Genomic DNA, 19,877 nt, shown 5'->3' on the forward strand with positions numbered 1-19,877 from the left:
GACTATAATTTATAAACTTTTTAACCAAAAGTATAATTGTACTACAATTTTCTATGTCCGTACTTCTTCAGCAGCATGATGGCCAGGCCTGCAAAGGCAAGCATAATAAGAGCCAGTCCGCCAAGATAATATCTCATCGTGCCACTTCCACCGGAATTAGGAAGCGTATAACCTCCGCGCTCATTTACTACTTTAAGCTTAATGAACGGGAAATTGTTTCCCGAAACATAGGCAAGGTTCCAGGTCGTCGTACCCTGACTTCCTCCGTTATTCCTATCCGTAAATCCACGCGCATACCTGTAATCGGAGAGTTTTGTCACATTATTGTAATTGTAATCATAGTAAGTACGCAGATTACTGTCGGGATAAGGATTTCCGTCTTTATCACACTCACGGATATAGTATACATACTGCTGCTCCGCATCATGCTTTCTTTCAACCGCAACCTCATAAGTCCAGTCATTATCTGCAGATAAAACAATCGCTGACTGTATTAGTTTTATACCATTTATACCGCTTGATGCATCACCCTGATATGCTCCGTCATCGCCGGATTTTCGATAGGACTGATAAAGGTTTACGAAAACTGCACCAAAGCTCTTTGCACTTTCAGCAGAAACAGGCTGACCGTTTATTGTCCACTCCTTCTGAATTATGAGGTAAGGAGTATTGTGGAGAACAAACTGTGTTGAGCCATCTTTTGCTTTCTCAGTATATTTGTCGGTAAGCTTATATCCGTTTACTGTCGCTCCGTTCAAAGTAAGCTCTGTTTCCTGGCCTTCATACATACAGTACTCTCTTACAAAGTACTCTATCTTGTTGCCCTTTGAGTCATAAGCCGGCATATCCTCGAAAACTATCGGGTTGGATCTTCCTGTCCATACGCTCGGATATCCGCCTCTTCCGCCAAGTCTTTCCTTCTTTGAATCAGCGGTTGAATTATCGGATACGCTAATGGTCTTGGTTCCGACCAGTGTCTCTTTTCCATCCTCTTTCGAATAGAGCTTAACTATTACATCGAAAATGTTATCAGGTGTCCAGGAATCCGTAAGCGGAGGTCCCACAAGTGAATCCCATTCCTTCACAACATAAATATCCGCACTTGCACCGGTCTTATTTTTAAATGCCACATCATCATCTGTCACTTCATTTGTGCAATATGATGGCGCCAGAGAATTATTGGCAAATAATGCATCAGTATCCGAGGACTCATAAACTTTGTAATAGTGAATTTCAGCTGTGCCTATCGCTGTATAATTCACCTTTGCAATTATTGCACCCGGATCCATCGTGCAGGTAGTTTTATTGTTTTCGTCGCACTTACCCTCTCTGAAGAGGAAGTAGTAAGTTCCGCCAACCTTCATTTCCCATGCAGCGGGATCGATTTCATAATCAATCGCTTTTCCGTTATTTGCGACCCAGTTGTGATCCGGAAGATATCTCCCCTTACAATCGCCTGTCTCTTCATCATACATCCTTACCCAGAAGTAGTACTTCTCGGTTCCGGGATCCTTTGCATCAAGAAGCTTGTTCATATGCAGCTTAAGAGACATTCCGGTATTGGTAATGCTTACTTTCCTTAGTCTCTCGCATCCTGTGCTCGAATCCTTATAGTTTTCCGTGACAGTAGTTACCTTCTTACCCTCTGTCTCAGCATCTGATGAAAATCCCTCAGGAATCAAAGTTTCTTTTGCATAGTAAACTATCGGCTCTCCCTGGGAATCAAAGGCAGGAAGTGTCTTCCAGGTGTATGTCCATGCCGTGTCAGCACCTTCAACTGTAGGCGTAATATTATCAGTTACCACAACCGGCTCAATACCTGTTGCCTGATCCTGGATATTTGCTGAATTCATCCAGAGCTCTATCTTTACCAGACTCTTATCCGGAAGATTTTTCCCATCAAGTATCCAGTTCTTCGTAACCTCAAAGTCTATTACCTGAGTATTGGTTATTGTTACTTCGCCGCCGTTACCGTCAACAAACCCAACTCTCTGCCATGAGCTTCCGCCATAGGTAGACTTCATATTCGGAACCGTAGTGCTGTAGCTTACCACATATCCATTTGAAGCTTTGCTTATTCTCACATCTCCGCCCGGAAGTACTGCACTTTGCCCGTCCGAATACTTAGTGACATTATTAGCATCAGTGTCACCATCGTCATAGAGAAGCAATCTGTGGTCACCGGCATTAAGTCTTGCAAGAATTGTATTGTAATCCAGCACGTTGCCGTAAGCATCTATCGCATTTACTTCTGCAACCCTATAGATAATAGGACTACCCTTTGCAGTAGCTGTTGTCAGGTCTGTAATTGTTTCAGTCCAGTTATTCTCCCAGCTGAGCGTTACTAATCTGCTTTCTGAAGTAATATCCTTACCACCTGCACGTCCGCATACATACACATAAATGAACGGATATTTAAAGGAATCGTAGTTCCAAACTTTCTTAATCGTAAGACTTCCGCCCTTGGTGTTATTGAAAGCGATATCATCATCATAAACACGGTGTGCAGTATTGCAGTAATTAGGCGCCTGAGAAGGGTTCTGAAGAACATCACTGTATCCGTAATATACCTTCTTTTCGCCTTTTTCATCCAGTATTATCTTACCTTCCGTGTCCTCCTCATACATCGGAACGCGGTAATAGTTTATTTCCTGCTTCGCCGTACGATAATCCTTAACCTTCACAAGGATAAAGGATCCGTCCTTAGTGTAGGGCGAATTGTCAGGAAGCTTATTTTCTGTAAATCTGAATACATAGGTCTGTCCGACAGTCATATCCTTAAGATGATCATTTAGAGATATATCCTCAACCTTAAAGCTTATGTTGCTGCCTGCGTTTTTAATATCAGATTCAACCGTATCCCATCTGGTTTTATTGTCAACAAGTCTCTCCAGCTTGAAGGAGAATGTTTCCGTCACATTGTCTTTTGAGCCGTTGATTTTTTTAATAACATTAAATTCGAGTGATCCGCCTACTTCGCCTTCGCCGTCGCTGATTGTAACGTTGCCTTTGAGCGTAAGGTATCTCTGAACAGTAATCTTATGAATCTCACCGCTTGCATGATTTACAGTGCTTCCAATGATTGTTCCGACGTGGTTACCGGATTCGTGCTTGACATATGCAGAAGGCGCAACAATCGTGCCGGAGGTTGCCTGAAGAGTAAGTGCTCCTGTATAGGGCACATATTCGCCGTTAACCTTCTGAACAGGATTTATAATTATCTGATTTGCGACTTCTTCCCAGTCCTGACCGCTCTTCGAGCCGTTCGCAATAAACTGGGTTATTGCATAACCCTTATCTACAAACCTTGTAAGATCAAGATTTATTACCAAGAGCTTGCCGCCAAAACTAAAGCCTCCGTTTTCGGCTGTAATCCAGTTCTGATCTTTTCCGAGGGCATTACCCACATCTTCCCTGAAGTTTCCTGTTGTCGCCTTAATATTCACAACTTCAACCGAATCATTGGTCTTTATATATGCCAGAGATTTTGATAATGAATATGCCTGCGAAAGAAGGCTTCCAACATTTACAGGATAAGGACTTGTTAAAGCCTCATCCTTAACGTCGTCTCCCGTTTTCCTGTAAACCTTGTTCTCATTCTTTACATAGAGATTGATTGTCTGTCCATCCACTTTCTGAATGACATACTGAGGAGAATTACCATTCATGTTCTCTACATAGTTATCGCTGAATTTTCCGATAAGGGAATTATCTCCTTTGCCGTTATCCGCAGAAACATACTTTGCTGAATCAGTTATAGGCTTACCCTGAGAATCAAGCTCAAACACGAAAAGATTAGTATACTGCTTAGCATCTACAGGAACGGTATAGGTTCCGCTTCCACCGTTACTGGTAACATCTATGCTGAAAGTATGAACCGGATTACCCTCAGCCTTGGAATTTGAGTAAATCGCAAAATTATATCTTCCGGCTCTTGATGCATTTCTTGTAACCGTGAGGTCAAATCCGCTGATGTGAGTATAAACATTCGTAGAATTACCAAGTGCATTGCCTGCGGCGCCACCTTGAAGATTTACAACGGCAACGTTTCCTTCAGAGTGAGTAACTAGCGCAAGATCATTTGCAACAACGCTGAAATAAATGTTATCGCCAAGTCCCTCTGCAATCTGGGAAGATGACATGCTATTATTTCCGGTCCAGGAATAGGTTCCGTTGATAGTTATAGCCCAGGCTGAGAAGGAATCTGTTTCAAACTCAACACTGTCCTTGTCTCCTTCAAGATTTGCATTGCTTTCAGGCATAACTTCGATGGAGATATCTCCTGAGGAAATGTTTGTAGCTTCCTCAGTTGAATCAACATTCTGCATTACTTCCTCGGATACGGGCATGTGGATTACAGTTACGTCCTCCTCATTTTCTGCGCCGAGATCCTCTGAAAGCTGATTCTCTATAAGCTGCATGGAAACAGAAGCTGTTCCCTCTGCAGGCTGATACTCAACGCCATCCAGCTTGAAGCAGATGTCATATATAAGAGTATTGGATTTGTCATAAATCTGAGCCTCTTCCTGTCCGCTGGCAGAGGCAATGCTTTCTGCATTCTCGTTCATAGCCTGCAGATATGCATCATAGTTGTATCCGCTGGAATTCTCATTGATTTCGGACACTACAAGTTCCACTCCCTCCGGAAGTGATCCGGGATTGGAGAGTTTAACTGTAACAGTTACCTTGTCATTGGTTACAGTGAAGGTATCCTGAGTATTAGCATTAAGATAAGTGAAGGAAATCTCGGAGTCCTCTGTAACCTCGATAGTCTCACCTTCAACAGTAACAACCTCATAGGTCTTATATGTGGTTGCACTGCCTTCCTCTATCGTTCTGGTTCCATCCTCAGCTTCCACGATTATCACAATATTCTTTCCTGTGGAAGATGTTCCTGAAGCTTCGGAAGTTTCACTATCAGTAGCTGTTTCATTAGCTGCATCTTCCGCTGCCGTTGCAGAACTGTTTTCAGAAGAATCTCTCGTATTCTTCTCCGTCAGCTCGACAGACTTGCCTTCTTCGATGGCCTTGTCGATCATTTCATCAGTGATGTCTTTTTCAACAATGTTTACCGAAGCTACTTTCTTATCCTGATAAGTAACCTCCTTAAAGAAATATCCATCTATCTTTTCAGTCTCTTCCGCCTTGGAGAGATCAAGATTTTCTGTAAGCTCAAGTTTCTGGTCTTCCTTGATATGCTCGCCTGCAGAATTTACATAAACTGCGGTAACAGCGACATCATCTATTATTACTTTTGATCTCTTGCCTTCGCTCTCTGCCACCTCCTCTTCGGATTTAAGATAGGTGATTACAAGCTTAGCATCAGAAGTGACATCATAGGTATTTCCGCTTTCATCGGTAGCTTCGTAATACTTAAATCCGCTTTCTTCGCCTTCGGATTCAAGTCTTTTAACAGTAATTCCGGTTACAGGCACGTCATCAAGGGCTGCACCTACATAGGTGTAACCCTCTATTTCACGCACATCGCTGCTTCCTGCTGTAAGATCAAGTCCCTCTGAGAGGTTCATCTCTCTTTCATCAGCTACAGCATTTCCTTCCTCATCCTTAATAAGTTCGCCTGCTTCGTCAATATAAGAAACTGTGAGTCTGACATCTGCTGAAAGTTCTATACTATCAGGTGCTTCCTCTGCAAGCTCCTGTGTTGTTTCTTCAGTTGTCTCTCCAGCATTTTCGTCTTCTATAGTCTCTTCAGAGCCTTCCTCTATACTTTCATCATTTCCCTCTTCTCCTGAAGTCTCCTCATTTTCCACAATTTCCTCAGAGCTCTGTTCGGAATATTCCTCAGCTTCTCCGGCATCAGCAACATATTCTTCCTGATTTTCTGCGGACTCCTCGCCGCTGCCTTCTTCGGTATATTCCTCCTCAAAAGATTCCTCAGATGACTCCTCGAAGGATTCTTCTGCAATCTCTTCACCGGACTCCTCACCGGATTCTTCCTCAGAGCTCTCCTCTGCGGATTCCTCTTCACCGCCCTCAGGACTACCCAGAGCTTCGGGATTAAGGACCATACCAACTTCCTCAGCTCCCTCTTCGGTAACAGCTGAAGCCGCCTTATTCATGGCATATAAAGTAACGGTAGTAATCAGAAGACCGACAACCAGCATTACTGAAAGCCACCTTCTTAAAAAGTCGTGCCTTTTAGCATAGTTTTCTACTGTATTTTTTCGGAAATACCGCTTTGCCATAAATATCCCTCAAAAAAGAACGCCCTGTTTGAAGCTTCTCAAACAGGGCAAATCATCACTGCGAATTTTAACCGCGCTCCAAAAATAAAAGCGCAGGCAGCTGGCTGTCTGAGAAGTCTCAGACCCTGTAGCTTTGCGTCACTACCTCACGATAGCTTTGCCCTGAATTCCATCCATATTAAACTACGGACTAAAAAGTCAACCTGTTTGGAAAACTTTTCAATCATAATTGAAACACATTTTCACGCGTTTCGCTTATTTTATGATATTATATTTGATTTAAAAAATCAACATAAAATGTCATTTTTTAAATGTTTTTTTCATATTTTTCCATTTTTATGATCACTTCTCTATCTTGTACTTTACCCTTACAAGCCAGTATTTACAAGGATTTACATACTTTTTTCCCAAAGAATTTATGCTTGTTTATAAAGTTTATTCTAGGTTAATCATTCTTTCAAAATGTACGAAATTTGAAAGTTTTTGGGCATAAAAAAACCGCTCCCAAATCATTGGGAACGGTTCGTAATAGTTATGCTATCTTCTGCTTAGCGATCTCTGTAAGAGTCTTGAATCCTTCAGGATCATTTACAGCCATCTCAGCAAGCATCTTGCGGTTGATCTCAACCTCTGCAAGCTTGAGGCCGTGCATAAGGTTTGAATAAGACATTCCGTTAAGACGAGCTGCAGCGTTGATACGTGTGATCCAAAGAGATCTCATATCTCTCTTCTTCTGCTTACGACCAGCGAATGCTGATGTAAGTGCTCTCATAACTGACTGCTTAGCAACTCTGTACTGTTTTGATCTAGCGCCTCTATAGCCCTTAGCGAGCTTTAAAACTCTCTTATGCTTCTTCTTGGCATTCATGCCACCTTTAATTCTTGCCATTTCGTTTTCCTCCTAAATTAATTTCGAATAACCGGTACTGCTCTTATACGATAATACTTAAGATTAAACGTAAGGCAGAATCTTCTTCATTGTCTTTACATTGGTAGCGTCAACTACTGCTGCCTGTCTGAGATTTCTCTTTCTCTTTGTAGACTTCTTTGTAAGAATGTGACGCTTGTACGCCTTGTTACGGATCAGCTTACCTGTGCCTGTTACCTTGAAACGCTTGGCAGCAGATCTGTTTGTTTTCATCTTGTGCTGCATAACTAAATCCTCCTATGCTTGTAAATTATTTCATTATCCGTCCGAAAGGACAGTGTAATCATCCAATAATCAAGCTGAACAATTACTTATATATGTAACTTGCCTTGTGAGCAAGAGACATTACTTCTTCTCGGTAAGGAACATAGTCATAGAACGTCCCTCAACCTTAGGCTGCTTATCTATCACAGCGATATCAGCAAGAGCCTCAGCAAAATCTGTAAGAATGTGCACACTTGCTCCCATGTGAGCCATCTCACGTCCTCTGAATCTCAAAGTAACTTTAACTCTGTTACCCTTCTCGAGGAACTTCTTAGCAGCGTTAACCTTTGTATTAAGGTCGTTAGTGTCGATATTGGGTGAAAGTCTTATCTCCTTAATCTCGACATTTTTCTGCTTCTTACGTGCTTCCTTCTCTTTGCGAAGCTGCTCATACTTGAATTTACCGTAATCAACAATACGGCAAACCGGCGGCTTAGCATTGGGTGCTATCTTAACCAGATCAACTCCGGCCTCATCAGCAAGCTTTCTGGCATCCTGAATTGACATAACGCCAAGCTGCTCATTGTCTACCCCAATAACACGAACTTCTTTGTCTCTGATCTGTTCATTGATGAATAAATCGTTATTGCTAATAGCTTTGTACCTCCAAAACTTGTATAAAAAAAGTGGACTCACAAAGGAAGTCCACTTAACAATCAATCAGAATAACCGCGTAGTCCAATATCTGCGGTATCTAAGATGTATTAACACCTGCAAGCTTTGCGCCACAGGGTGAGAGTGGAAACCTCTGCTTTGTTTTACATACTCGGATAATATAACACTCTTATCGTTATACTGTCAATACTATTTTTATAAAAATCAAAAATCTTCACATTACATCTCAATCTTACAGGTCACCCCAAGCTTTGAAAGCTCTCTGTCTACCTGTTCGTAGCTCTCAAACAATATTGACTTCATTCCGAAATCACTTGCAGCATCTACATTTCGCTGAAGATCATCTATAAATACACACTTACCCGGAATAAGGTCGTATCGTTCGCATATAAGTTCAAAGATTTTTCTGTCGGGCTTTATTATCTGTTCCTTATAACTAAGAATTCCGCCATCAACCTCATCAAGGAATTCCTTCATAAAGGGGTTGGCATCCTCAGCCTGCTTTGAATAATTGGAAAGAACAAAAACCTTAAAGCCTGCTTTCTTAAGCGCTCGTATCCAGGGAATAGTCCGCTCTCTTTTCCTCAAAAGGCCACTAAGGTCAGAGAAAACATCATACAACTCCGCTTCCATGGAAGGATTGTTTTTTACAAACCCCTGTATTACTTCCATAGTATCGAGAACACCTCTGTCAAATTCATCCCATGCGGGAGATTTAATGCTGGCTTCTGCGATTTTGTTTACTGTATCCTCAACGTAACCCTTATCCTTGATGAACTGTTCCCAGCAAAAATCAGCGAGAACTCCGCCGATATCAAAAATCACGGTATCGACTTTTCCATTGGATATCCTGTCGTGTTTCCCTGGTACCGAGGAAGTCTCGGACTTATCTGTAGATTCCTCAATATTCAGGTCTTCTGCCTTTATCTCATCCTCAGATTCGTCTTTCTCATTTCTCCCATAAGGATCCGGAGATGCTACTGTTCTTTTTCCTGTAACGGCCGAAAAAGCCCACACAAAGAGCCAGACTACTATCGGTATTGCAACAGTAGACACAGCAGCTGTCATAAATGCACCCGGCGTATCAAAGGTCCCTCGAACAGCCTTTGTGAAAAAGATACCGTTTACTCCGAGAAGAACCAAAACACCTATTATTGCCAATATGCGTCTGATAAGCGGGGTTTTATCATTATTGCCTCGTTTAGCCATGTATAATCCTCAATTATTTAATCGGGCTCTCGCGATAGATGATATCTTCTCTGGCCGGTCCGTTAGATACCATAGTGATCGGATATCCTATTTCCTTCTCGATGAACTCGATGTACTTACGGCAGTTCTCCGGAAGATCTTCATACTTCTTGATTCCACGGATATCGCTCTTCCATCCGGGAAGTGTCTCATATACGGGCTTAGCCTTCTCAAGAAGATGTGTTACAGGGAAGTCCTTGGTAACCTCACCATCAATCTCATAACCAACACATACAGGTATCTCATCAAGATAGCCAAGTACGTCGAGAACAGTGAAAGCAACGTCAGTTGCACCCTGAAGTCTGCAGCCGTACTTACTTGCAACGCAGTCATACCATCCCATACGACGAGGACGTCCTGTAGTTGCACCGTACTCACCGCCGTCACCACCGCGTCTTCTGAGTTCATCAGCTTCTTCGCCAAAAATCTCTGATGTGAAAGCACCTGCTCCTACAGCAGAAGAATAAGCCTTGTTAACTACTACAATCTGCTTAATCTCATAAGGTGCGATACCTGCTCCGATTGCTCCGTACGCTGCCAATGTTGAGGAAGAAGTAACCATAGGATAGATTCCGTGGTCAGGATCCTTCATAGTTCCAAGCTGGCCCTCAAGAAGAACTGTCTTATTTTCCTTAATTGCTTTCTCAAGGAACAACGCAGTGTCTGCAACATAGGGCTTAACCATGTCTCTCCACTCATGAAGAGTATCAAGAAGCTCTGCAGGACTGATCTCCGGCTTGTGATAAAGCTCCTTAAGAAGGATGTTCTTTGTAACAAGAACTCTCTCTACCTTCTCCTTTAAAAGCTCCTCATCAAAAAGTTCATTAACCTGGAAACCGATCTTTGCATATTTATCTGAATAGAAAGGTGCGATACCTGACTTTGTTGATCCAAAAGACTTACCGCCAAGTCTCTCCTCTTCATACTGATCGAAAAGAATGTGATACGGCATAACTATCTGACAACGATCTGAAATAAGAAGATTCGGAGTCGGCACATTTTTCTCAATTACTGAATTAAGCTCTCCGATGAGTACCGGAATATTAAGTGCCACACCGTTGCCGATGATATTTGTTATATTTTGGTGGAATACACCTGAAGGAAGAGTATGCAGTGCAAACTTACCATACTTATTAACAATGGTATGTCCTGCGTTCGCGCCTCCCTGAAAACGTACAACCACATCAGCCTGATCGGCCATCATATCTGTGATCTTACCTTTTCCTTCGTCTCCCCAGTTTGCTCCAACTACTGCTTTAACCATTTTATTTCTCCATTCTGTGTTACACGGTTTAGTTTACTAAAATAACCACATGATAATATACTACAGAATCCTTCATAAGTAAATTATTTTGCAAAATGGATTTCATATTATGAATAAAAAAAATCAGCAGATACAAAACCGCCTGTTTCGATCTGCTGACTTGAATTTACATTTAATTATGTATAAAAAGGTTCATTCCGCCTTATCAAGAATATAGTTCCACAGTCCTTTATTGGGCTTTGGTGAATAATGCACCCCGTCTTTCGAATCAATAGATACCTTATTTGCGATGTAGTCGTTCATTGATACGGTCTTTACCTTTTTCTTTTTTCCTGCCCAGTCCATCAGCTGGATATTAAACCTGTTTATAACTCCGGTGTTGAAAAGCGGCTGTCCGCCCTCATCAAGAAATGCGTCCCTTGTCATTCCAACAGAACAAACCACCAGCTTTTTCCCTTTCGAAACAAGCCCGTTGTATTTAACTATATAAGGCTTAAAATGACCGAAATCATTTGCTCCCATCCAGGTTATTATCATGTCGTAGTCGCTAAGATCCGAATGATCAAGTACTTCTCCAAGGAATCTCACATTTGCGCCATTCAAAGCACAGACAACTATATCGTTATGAACCTCGCCAAACACCGATTCAGCCGTTGCCGAGAACAGGTCAACGCTTCTGGAATCACCTACATAAAGTGTCCGCACAGTACTCTTTGCTACAGTGACATATATATTGCACTTATAAGTTTTTTTCTTTTTTGTTTTGTAAACAACCTTAACGTTTGCCGTGCCGTACTTATTAGCTGTGATTATTCCGGCATTATTTACTGATGCAACCGACTTCTTATTGGAACTAAACTTCAAATATTTATTGTTTATCTTTTTTCCCTTAGATTTAACAACAATCTTTATCTCTTCACCGATTGCCACCTTATCATAATATCTTGGCTTTTCTGCAGGTAATTCAACCGTAAGCTTTTTTTGCCTGCCCTTAGGCGCCTGCTTTAATACGGTTTCAGATTGTCCCTCCTGCTTTCCGGATTCTGCCTGTTTCTGAAAGTTTTCCTGCTTCCCGGTAGTCTTATTCTGCTGGTTTTCCTGCTTTTTGGCATTTTCTCCTTCAGATTTCTTTTCTACCTCTTCTAAACTAATTTCCTCGCCATCATCGTCGTCTTCTTCATATTCTTCAACATCATCTTCTTCACCTTGCTCTATTTCCTCAACTTCGCATTCCTCTTCCTCTTCTTCAGCAGCATATACTTTCACCGGTTTTGCACACGGAATCATCTGTAAAAAAATAAGCATGGCACACAGAAGCACCAATGCTGTTTTTAGCTGCTTAAACATAAATTTTCTCATTGTTACCCCCGTTCCTCCCCCGTAAAAACTGCGCCTTTTCACGCTTTTTTGCAGGAAATCATATTTGTTATCTGTATTGTACTGATAATATATAAATATTATTGATAGAAAAATTATCAATGTATAAACCCGGGGTGAATTCTTTCAGAGTTCACTATTATTTTTTTGTTACGATTAATAAAGAGAAATAAAAATTGTTATAAAATAGGTATATAAAAAAAGAAAACCGGGCCAAAGCGCCCGGTTTTCCTAAAGAAACACCTTCATGTAATATTTATGAAATTTTACTTTATTATTTCATAATCATAAGATGCAAAATCAGCCTTAAGCGAGATCTTGTTTCCGTTATTCTCCCATGTAAAGGTAAGAACCGAACCATCCTGTTTAAGATCAAGATTTGCATCAAAACCGAATGCCGGATCGGTATTACGAAGTCTCAAAAGTTCAAGCTGCTTCTGCACAACCGGTTTACTAAGCTTTTCCAGCATCTCCTCATTTGAAAGATTTGTGCGGTTAATCTCCTTGTGTCCGCCCGCGCCAGCTCGTTCTACTGCAGCGTAGTCGTTCTCTCCCGCAAAAAGATCGAGATACCATACCTGAGGCTTACCCGGCATGAACATCTGAACCGCTCTCGCAAAGAGCATCTTCTTATCATCAGCGCCAAGAGCGCTGTAATAAGTTGAATTTACCTGATAGTACATATTCTTCTGTCCGTGAAGATTCTTAACAAGTCCGCCTCTTCCGACAATAGTCTCTATCAGCTTCTCGATTTCCTCATCGGGAATAAGACCCTTCAGATCAAGAACCGGTATGCCATCGTGGCATCCAAGCATATTTACCACGCGGATTTTCTTATCCACAAGTTCCTTAGCCCAGCGTGCAAGTGCTTCACCGTTTTTCTGCTCCATCGCATAGATAAGAAGTCCAGGAAGGAAGAAATCATAGGTCATATAGCCCTTGCCTGCAACCTTCTCATAGATGCCGGCGCCATAGCTGTCGTGAATCTCAGGAAGGAGTCTCAAGCTGTTCTTATCTGCAATAGTCCTTACCTTCTCAAGAACATCCCAGGTATCAGGCTCGTTAAGGAAATTCTTCTTACCAGGCTCCTTAGGAGCATAAGCAAAAGCATCAAGTCTAACGATGGCAGCTCCATATCCTGAAAGCGCCTTAAGTGTATTCTCATAGTGCTCCCAGACAAGATCTGATTTGATATTCAAATCCATCTGTCCGAGATATTTTCTTCCGTTTGCAAGGAATTCAAGAATTGCCTCGCGATATTTTGCATATTTACCGAAATCTATTTCCTCCGGCTTTTTCCCCTCATCAAGACCCTCGCAGACACACTTCGCAATATTCTCTGCAGTCATATACTGAATTCTCTCGGATCCCTGTCCGTCAAATTCCTCTACTGCATTAATAATGTCCTGAGCATCCGGTCTTCTGTACTGAACCTCCTGATAGAAGGTGTTCCAGTACGGTATCTCCTTTCCGTCAGGCATTCTTACCATAAGGATCGGAAGTCCGGGCTTTCTGAAAAACATGTCCTTTATATACTTCTCATCAGGCTGGATATAACCGTCCTCGGTCATCTCTCCGCAGCCATCCCAGAATTTGTTCCAATTTATGAAAAAGTCTGCATATTTTGATTTCTCACCGTTTTTCAGAAGATCCTGGAACTGCGGTGAAAGAACTGATGCATGATTTAAGATAAAATCAAGCTTAAGGTCAATTCCAAGGGCGCGGAGTCTGTCCAAATCAGCCTTTGAGCCAAGCTCCTCATTAATACCATAATCAATTACGGAAAAGCCCCTGTCCAGATCGGTATTGTAAATGCTCGGAAGGATATAGAATGAACTGAAGGTATCCTTAAGTTCATCCTTCTCAAGGAAGGTTACAATATCGCCGAGTGTACCGCCGCAGCTGTCGGGGTAAGCATTCAGCATAGGTCCGTTATCTACAAATTTACTCATTGTGTTTCCTTTCTTTTTTGCCTTCCCCACTGGAGAAGGTGCCCGAAGGGCGGATGAGTTTTTCAGATACCCATCAATTTCTTATAATCATCGTAGCTTATGATCTCACCCTGCTTGCTGACAATTATCTTAGCCTTGTGAGCCTGTGCCATAAGCTTGTTCTGCTCAAGTTCAAGAACCATCATTGTAAACGGACTGTCTACTTTGCCGTCACGTGCACGGCTTCTTCTGTGCTCAAGAGTCTCCTGAGGTGTGCTGTTAAGAAGAATCGGGATATCAACCTCTTTCATGCAGTCAGTATTGCCGTGAGTCCACTCTATGATAAGAACCTGCTTCTTTGACATATCAACTTCGTCGTACCAGAGTGTGCATTCATCTCTGCCCATTCTCTTTAGCCAGAGCTTGTCCGCACCATCTTTAAATGCGGCAAGAATACTGTCTACTTCAGCAAAATCAGTTTCTGCGGGAGTTCCGAGGTATTCGGAAAGGCCCTTTTTACCTGCTTCAAGATATGATGAAAACCAGGGATTCTCCTTTGCATGTTCTGCATTGGCATCATCGCCCTGTTCCTGCCACTCCTGAACCTTCTTTAAGTTCTCTGCGTTCATCGCACCGCCGTCTACCATTCCACGGATAGCGCACTGTCTGAATGTGTGAAGTCTCTCCGCATCATTATACATAGGAATGCGATGAGGATAGTTGTCTCCTGACATTGTGTAGCTTCCGATACCGGACTCTTCAAGCATATAAGAAAGAAGTGAAGCAATCTCCGACTTTCCTACACCTGATCCCCCGCATACGGTAATAACCGCTCTTCCGTAAGGATTAGCTGCTGTTACCTTTGTAAGCTCCTCCAAAAGTCTGGGGAATATTGTCTTTGCCTTGGCGATGTGACTTTCGCCGATCTCTATCTTATCTCCGGGCATGTCTCCATGCGGTATATCCGAAGGAATCTGTATATCCTTTCCTCCGAGTGTGGAGGTCATGTCTGCGGTTATTGCATTCATAGGACTAATTTTGCCGTAAACAGTGTTCATTTCTACTTCCTTTCAAAAATAATTTTGGGGTGTTTTTAACTTTAACGCAAAAGTTTCTATATTTATGTGCATTTTGAGATTTTTGACAGCGCATTTTCGCTGTGTTATTTTTACACTATAATCATTTTTGAACTTTTGTAAAGTTAATTTTTTTAGTTAATGGATTTTTTATGATTACAATTAAGGAAATCGCTAAGCAACTAAATATGAGTACGACCACTGTTTCCAACGTTATACACGGAAAAACAGGTGAAGTATCTCCGGCTACAATTAAAATTGTAGAAGATTATTTGAAAAAAGTTGACTACGTGCCTAACATCAACGCACGCAATCTTGCTCAGAACGAGTCAAAGATTATAGGCGTGGCGCTCAAGGCAAGAGCCGACAAGTATGAGAATCTTCTAATGGATCCTTTTGTATCCGAACTTATAGGTGGTATTGAGGAATCGATACGAAATGCCGGCTACTTCATGATGCTCTACATCTCAAGTGATACTACCGAGATCATGAGACATGTTTCCACCTGGAACGTTGATGGTCTACTGCTCTTCGGAATGATTGATAACGACGGTATCCGCGTCAGCGAACGCTATAAAAAGCCTATCGTCTGCATTGATACCTATAGTATAGAGGGACTAAAGCACTTTATTAACGTTGGTCTTAATGACAGACAGGGATGCTTTGACATGGTTAACTATATGATCAAGCTTGGCCATAAGAAAATAGCATTTCTTTCAGATAATATGAACGGCGTAGACTATGAGCGCTTCTCAGGTTACAAATATGCTCTTGAGGGAAATGGTATTCATTATGAAGAGGACTGGTTCCTTAAAATAAGGCCGAGAAGTGATGAAATAGAGGAATCACTTGAGGAAATCTGTAAAAGAGCTCCCGAATTCGACGCCATCATGTGTGTATCCGATTTATATGCGGTTCAGCTGCTCTCCGCTCTTGAGGATCGCGGCATAAGAGTTCCCGATGATATCTCAGTTGCCGGTTTCGATGATACTCTGCTTGCACAGTTCCATCGCCCTGCCGTAACCACTGTTCATCAGGATGTGAAGCTAAAGGGAATAACTGCCACCGAGACACTTCTTAAGAGAATTCGAGGTGAAAAGACTCCTAACCAGATACAATTACCGACAAAACTTATAATAAGAGATACTGTCAAAAAAATAGAGCCTGTCGAATAAACTTAGTTTCCAAATTCGATATAAATCAAAGAAACCGGTGAAGGTGTTAACCTCTCGGTTTCTTTTTTTGTTCCAAAAAATGTACATGTTACACAACAAAAGCAGGGCTTACTACGAAAACGATTGAGCAAAGTGCCGACAAATTATAAACAGGATTTTTATTATTTTTTTAAAAATTTAATAATTTATATAAAGCCAGTCGTAGTCAGCTTTTGCGCGTAAGGTGTTGCAAAATCTGGAGACTTTAGAAATTTTTTACTTGCATTTTGATTATTATCGTGATATTTTAGTCTAAGCATAAAACTTATGCGCAAAAGTAACCGCCAATCAACACATCTGATTGGCAAAGTGCACAATTAAGGAGGGTAACATGAAAAAGAAAGTATTATCTATTCTTCTGGCTGGAACAATGGTTCTTAGCATGACAGCTTGCGGCGGCAACTCAGGTTCAGGTGCCGACACATCTGCTGATACAGCTGAGTCTACAGAGACAGCCGCTGACACAACAGAGGCTGCTGATACAGCCGCTGACACAACTGAGGCTGCTGATACAGCTTCAGACTCTACAGCTTCTGCAGGAGCTATCCGTCTTCTTAACGGTAAGCCCGAGATCAACGATCAGCTCAAAGAGCTCGCTGAGCTTTACAAGTCTGAAACAGGTAACGAAGTTGCTATCGAGACAATCGGTGGTGACACAAGCGCAGGTGATGAGCTTAAGAAAATGTACCAGGGCGACAACATGCCTGACATCTTCGTAATCGAAGCTAACCAGGCTGCTACATGGGACGGCATGCTTGCTGATCTTGCAGGTGAGGAATGGACAGATAAGACAGGATTCGAGCTCGTTGATGCTAACATGGGCACAATCGGATTCCCTTATACAGTAGAGGCTACTGCTCTTGGTTACAACGCTGACATCCTTTCACAGTGTGACGTTGATCCTTCTTCTCTTACAAGCCCCGCTGCTTGGAAAGAAGCTTGCGAGAAGATCGACGCTAAGAAGGATGAGCTTGGTCTTACAGCAGTATTTGCATGGTGCGCAGAGCCCACAAACCTTGGATGGTCTTCAGGTACACACGTATTTGGTCAGTACCTTGATGCTGGTCTTAAGGCTGATGACACAAAGTACATCGACATGCTTAACGATGGCGGTACAATTGATGAAGCAAGAATGAAGGATTTCGCTGAGTTCGTTGGAATGATGAACGAGTACGCAGATAAGGATCACCTTCTTGTTGACGGAACATATGACGAGCAGGTTGCCGGATTTAAGGATGGCAAGTTCGCATTCATCACACAGGGTAACTGGTGTGTAACATCTCCTGATGATGTAAGCTTCGAAGTTGGTTTCGCTCCTTATGCATTTGAGGATGGTATCAACACAATCATCGCAGGACCTCCGTCATACTGGGTAGCTTACAAGGACGGCAACGTAGATGCAGCTAAGGCATTCTTCAACTGGTGCGCAGGTTCTTCTGCACAGGATATCCTTGTAAACAAGGCTGGTCTTGTATCTCCTTTCGATGATTGCGAGTTTGAAGCTACAAATCCTTTCTACAAGAGCATGAAGAGCTACATCGATGCTGGCAACTACAGCGGATGGCACACAATGCTTAAGAAGGATGGTCTTCAGAACGAGACATGTCAGGTATTTGCTGATTATGCTAAGGGATCAATCGCAGATGCTGACGAGTTCGTATCTAAGATTTCTGCAGTAATCAAGGGTTACTACGCTGAATAATCAAAGTTAAAACTGTTAGTTATCGGGCAGAGCAAATGCTCTGCCCGATTTATCTAAACCACTGAAACATCGTCACCCCATTATCCCGGAACAAAGGAGCTTCCACTATGAAAACACCTTCTACCTCAAAAGGAGTATTTTCTTTCATTTGTCTGATAGCAGGTCTTGGTCTTCTGATTTGGTCTCTTATGCTTGACTTCACGAAGTCCCAGGCTTCATTCCGTGGTGCCACACTCATCATTGGTATTATTGGAATAGTTTTAGGTTTATACTTTTTCCCGACACTTAAATATCATCGCACAATTATAAATATACTTTTCTTATTCCCTCTTCTGTTTGCCTTTTTGGTAACAGTTATCATTCCTCTTTTCCTCGGTATCGGATATTCATTTACCGATTGGGATGGTATCAGGGTTAGGAATTCCGTTGGACTAGTAAATTACACAAGTATGTTTTCACAGCCCAGTTTCCTCTGGTCTATATTTTTAACATTCTTGTTTGTTGTATGTAACATGATAATGGTTAATCTGGTTGCTTTCCTTCTTGCCCTTCTTTGCACATCAAAAATCAAGGGCCTCGGATTTTTCAGGGCAGCTTACTTCTTACCTAACCTTATCGGTGGTATCGTACTAGGCTATATATGGCAGTTCATTTTCAGTAATGTTGTAACAAAACTCTTAAATACACAGTATTCAATGATTGCCGATACAGGCACTGCTTTCCTCGCGGTAATCATCGTATACATCTGGCAGTACGCAGGTTATATAATGCTCATCTATATCACAGGTCTCAATACAATACCCGGAGATGTTCTTGAAGCATCTGCAATTGACGGAGCTAATCCCATGCAGACTCTTTTCGAGATAAAGATTCCCATGATTGCTCCCACAATCACGATTTGTACGTTCCTTACTCTTACAAGTGCTTTCAAGCAGTTCGATGTAAACCTTGCACTTACTAATGGTAAAGGATCTGTAGATATTTTCGGACAGTACCTGACAAACGGAACCGAGATGCTCGCTCTTAACATCTATAACACAGCTGTTATAAAGAACAATTACGCACTCGGCCAGGCAAAAGCCGTATTGTTCTTCATCATACTGGCTTGCGTTTCAATACTTCAGGTTCGCATATCTAACAAGAAGGAGGTGGAATTATAATGCATACCAAGGAAAAGACTTCAAACGTTATTATCCGTTTCATTATTGCAATTATAATCGCAGCTTATGTGCTGTTCCCTTTCTTCCTTGTAGTTATCAATTCTTTCAAGGATTCCAATGAGATTACAGCAAATCCCATCGGACTGAATGGAGCATCTTTTGCGAAGCTTGTTAGAAATCTTAATGATGTTATAAATAACTCCAGTTTCACATTCTGGCAGACCTTTGGATATTCAGCACTTATTACTGTTCTTTCCCTTGCACTGCTCGCTCTGTTCGGAGCTATGGCAGCATGGGTTATCTGCCGTAATAAGACTGTATGGTCAAATGTGATTTACTTCACATTCATCGCATCAATGATCATTCCTTTCCAGGTAGTTATGCTTCCTCTTATCTCTACTTTCAGAGATGTCGGAAAGTTCATTGGTATCCCGATGCTTAAGTCAGTTCCCGGTATTGTTTTCGCATACCTTGGATTCGGCGGCGCAATGACAGTATTCATTCTTGTAGGATTTATTAAGGGAATTCCTTATGATCTTGAAGAAGCAGCATCTATTGACGGATGCTCACCCGAGCAGGTATTTTTCAAGGTAATTTTCCCGCTCCTCACACCTGTTATCACAACAGTAACCATTCTTAATGGTATGTGGATCTGGAACGATTATCTTCTGCCTTCAATGATGCTTGGTCAGAACGGTCCCGTAAAGACTCTTCCTGTAGCAGTTCAGGCCTTTGTCGGTTCCTATGTTAAGCAGTGGAACCTGATTCTGGCAGCTGCACTTCTTGCTATCCTGCCCATGATTATTCTTTTCCTGATCGCTCAGAAACAGATTATGGAAGGTATGATTGAAGGTGCAGTAAAAGGCTAATAAAACCCATTCCATTCTTTTAC

13 protein-coding genes and 1 riboswitch are annotated in these 19,877 nt (G+C 41.9%); of the genes, 4 read left to right on the top strand and 9 right to left on the bottom strand.

The window, feature by feature from the left end:
- Positions 1-41 precede the first annotated feature (41 nt).
- The 9 genes from BMW61_RS06680 to BMW61_RS06720 all read right to left on the bottom strand — a co-directional run bounded on the left by BMW61_RS06680 (position 42) and on the right by BMW61_RS06720 (position 14,891).
- Positions 42-6,206 carry a Cna B-type domain-containing protein gene (locus BMW61_RS06680; protein ID WP_091820503.1) on the bottom strand — a complete coding sequence of 2,055 codons (6,165 nt, stop codon included), beginning with the start codon at positions 6,204-6,206 and terminating at the stop codon, positions 42-44.
- Positions 6,207-6,298: 92 nt separating this feature from the next.
- Positions 6,299-6,378, bottom strand: a riboswitch (cyclic di-GMP riboswitch).
- A 360-nt stretch (positions 6,379-6,738) separates the two neighbouring features.
- Positions 6,739-7,095, bottom strand: coding sequence for a 50S ribosomal protein L20 (rplT, locus tag BMW61_RS06685; protein WP_022760515.1), 357 nt, complete (start codon positions 7,093-7,095; stop codon positions 6,739-6,741).
- Positions 7,096-7,158: 63 nt separating this feature from the next.
- Positions 7,159-7,359, bottom strand: a complete 201-nt coding sequence (rpmI, locus tag BMW61_RS06690) for a 50S ribosomal protein L35 (protein ID WP_022760514.1) — start codon at positions 7,357-7,359, stop codon at positions 7,159-7,161.
- A gap of 120 nt (positions 7,360-7,479) precedes the next feature.
- Complete coding sequence (infC, locus tag BMW61_RS06695) at positions 7,480-7,992, bottom strand: translation initiation factor IF-3 (RefSeq protein ID WP_026498495.1); 513 nt, start codon at positions 7,990-7,992, stop codon at positions 7,480-7,482.
- 240 nt (positions 7,993-8,232) lie between these two features.
- On the bottom strand, positions 8,233-9,222 hold the full coding sequence (locus tag BMW61_RS06700; RefSeq protein ID WP_022760512.1) for an HAD family hydrolase: 990 nt from the start codon (positions 9,220-9,222) through the stop codon (positions 8,233-8,235).
- Between the two features lie 13 nt (positions 9,223-9,235).
- Positions 9,236-10,525 carry an adenylosuccinate synthase gene (locus tag BMW61_RS06705; RefSeq protein WP_022760511.1) on the bottom strand — a complete coding sequence of 430 codons (1,290 nt, stop codon included), beginning with the start codon at positions 10,523-10,525 and terminating at the stop codon, positions 9,236-9,238.
- Between the two features lie 192 nt (positions 10,526-10,717).
- Positions 10,718-11,884 carry an Ig-like domain-containing protein gene (locus tag BMW61_RS06710; protein WP_091820505.1) on the bottom strand — a complete coding sequence of 389 codons (1,167 nt, stop codon included), beginning with the start codon at positions 11,882-11,884 and terminating at the stop codon, positions 10,718-10,720.
- Between the two features lie 284 nt (positions 11,885-12,168).
- Positions 12,169-13,854, bottom strand: coding sequence for an alpha-amylase family protein (locus BMW61_RS06715; RefSeq protein WP_091820506.1), 1,686 nt, complete (start codon positions 13,852-13,854; stop codon positions 12,169-12,171).
- A gap of 62 nt (positions 13,855-13,916) precedes the next feature.
- Positions 13,917-14,891, bottom strand: coding sequence for a nucleoside/nucleotide kinase family protein (locus BMW61_RS06720; RefSeq protein WP_022760508.1), 975 nt, complete (start codon positions 14,889-14,891; stop codon positions 13,917-13,919).
- 170 nt (positions 14,892-15,061) lie between these two features.
- Between BMW61_RS06720 and BMW61_RS06725 the strand changes: the two genes are divergently transcribed.
- The 4 genes from BMW61_RS06725 to BMW61_RS06740 all read left to right on the top strand — a co-directional run bounded on the left by BMW61_RS06725 (position 15,062) and on the right by BMW61_RS06740 (position 19,854).
- Entirely contained in the window at positions 15,062-16,084 is a 1,023-nt protein-coding gene (locus tag BMW61_RS06725) for a LacI family DNA-binding transcriptional regulator (protein WP_091820508.1), read from the top strand.
- A gap of 370 nt (positions 16,085-16,454) precedes the next feature.
- The gene (locus BMW61_RS06730; protein WP_091820509.1) at positions 16,455-17,825 is read left to right on the top strand and encodes an ABC transporter substrate-binding protein; all 1,371 of its coding nucleotides are present in this window, start codon (positions 16,455-16,457) and stop codon (positions 17,823-17,825) included.
- A 107-nt stretch (positions 17,826-17,932) separates the two neighbouring features.
- A complete protein-coding gene (locus BMW61_RS06735) occupies positions 17,933-18,985 on the top strand; it encodes a carbohydrate ABC transporter permease (RefSeq protein ID WP_026498488.1) in 1,053 nt (350 codons plus the stop codon).
- Positions 18,985-19,854: a carbohydrate ABC transporter permease gene (locus BMW61_RS06740; protein WP_022760504.1), complete on the top strand. Its 870-nt coding sequence runs from the start codon at positions 18,985-18,987 to the stop codon at positions 19,852-19,854. The genes BMW61_RS06735 and BMW61_RS06740 overlap by 1 nt, the downstream gene beginning before the upstream one ends.
- Positions 19,855-19,877 lie beyond the last annotated feature (23 nt).

The sequence above is a fragment of the Butyrivibrio sp. ob235 genome (assembly GCF_900109475.1).
GTDB lineage: Bacteria > Bacillota > Clostridia > Lachnospirales > Lachnospiraceae > Butyrivibrio.

What these genes read in the sequence shown, in the direction of transcription:
- BMW61_RS06725 (WP_091820508.1), top strand. Translation starts at nt 15,062, where the DNA reads ATGATTACAATTAAGGAAATCGCTAAGCAACTAAATATGAGTACGACC.
- BMW61_RS06730 (WP_091820509.1), top strand. Translation starts at nt 16,455, where the DNA reads ATGAAAAAGAAAGTATTATCTATTCTTCTGGCTGGAACAATGGTTCTT.
- BMW61_RS06715 (WP_091820506.1), bottom strand. Translation starts at nt 13,854, where the DNA reads ATGAGTAAATTTGTAGATAACGGACCTATGCTGAATGCTTACCCCGAC.
- rpmI (WP_022760514.1), bottom strand. Translation starts at nt 7,359, where the DNA reads ATGCAGCACAAGATGAAAACAAACAGATCTGCTGCCAAGCGTTTCAAG.
- BMW61_RS06710 (WP_091820505.1), bottom strand. Translation starts at nt 11,884, where the DNA reads ATGAGAAAATTTATGTTTAAGCAGCTAAAAACAGCATTGGTGCTTCTG.
- rplT (WP_022760515.1), bottom strand. Translation starts at nt 7,095, where the DNA reads ATGGCAAGAATTAAAGGTGGCATGAATGCCAAGAAGAAGCATAAGAGA.
- BMW61_RS06680 (WP_091820503.1), bottom strand. Translation starts at nt 6,206, where the DNA reads ATGGCAAAGCGGTATTTCCGAAAAAATACAGTAGAAAACTATGCTAAA.
- BMW61_RS06735 (WP_026498488.1), top strand. Translation starts at nt 17,933, where the DNA reads ATGAAAACACCTTCTACCTCAAAAGGAGTATTTTCTTTCATTTGTCTG.
- BMW61_RS06740 (WP_022760504.1), top strand. Translation starts at nt 18,985, where the DNA reads ATGCATACCAAGGAAAAGACTTCAAACGTTATTATCCGTTTCATTATT.
- BMW61_RS06705 (WP_022760511.1), bottom strand. Translation starts at nt 10,525, where the DNA reads ATGGTTAAAGCAGTAGTTGGAGCAAACTGGGGAGACGAAGGAAAAGGT.
- BMW61_RS06700 (WP_022760512.1), bottom strand. Translation starts at nt 9,222, where the DNA reads ATGGCTAAACGAGGCAATAATGATAAAACCCCGCTTATCAGACGCATA.
- BMW61_RS06720 (WP_022760508.1), bottom strand. Translation starts at nt 14,891, where the DNA reads ATGAACACTGTTTACGGCAAAATTAGTCCTATGAATGCAATAACCGCA.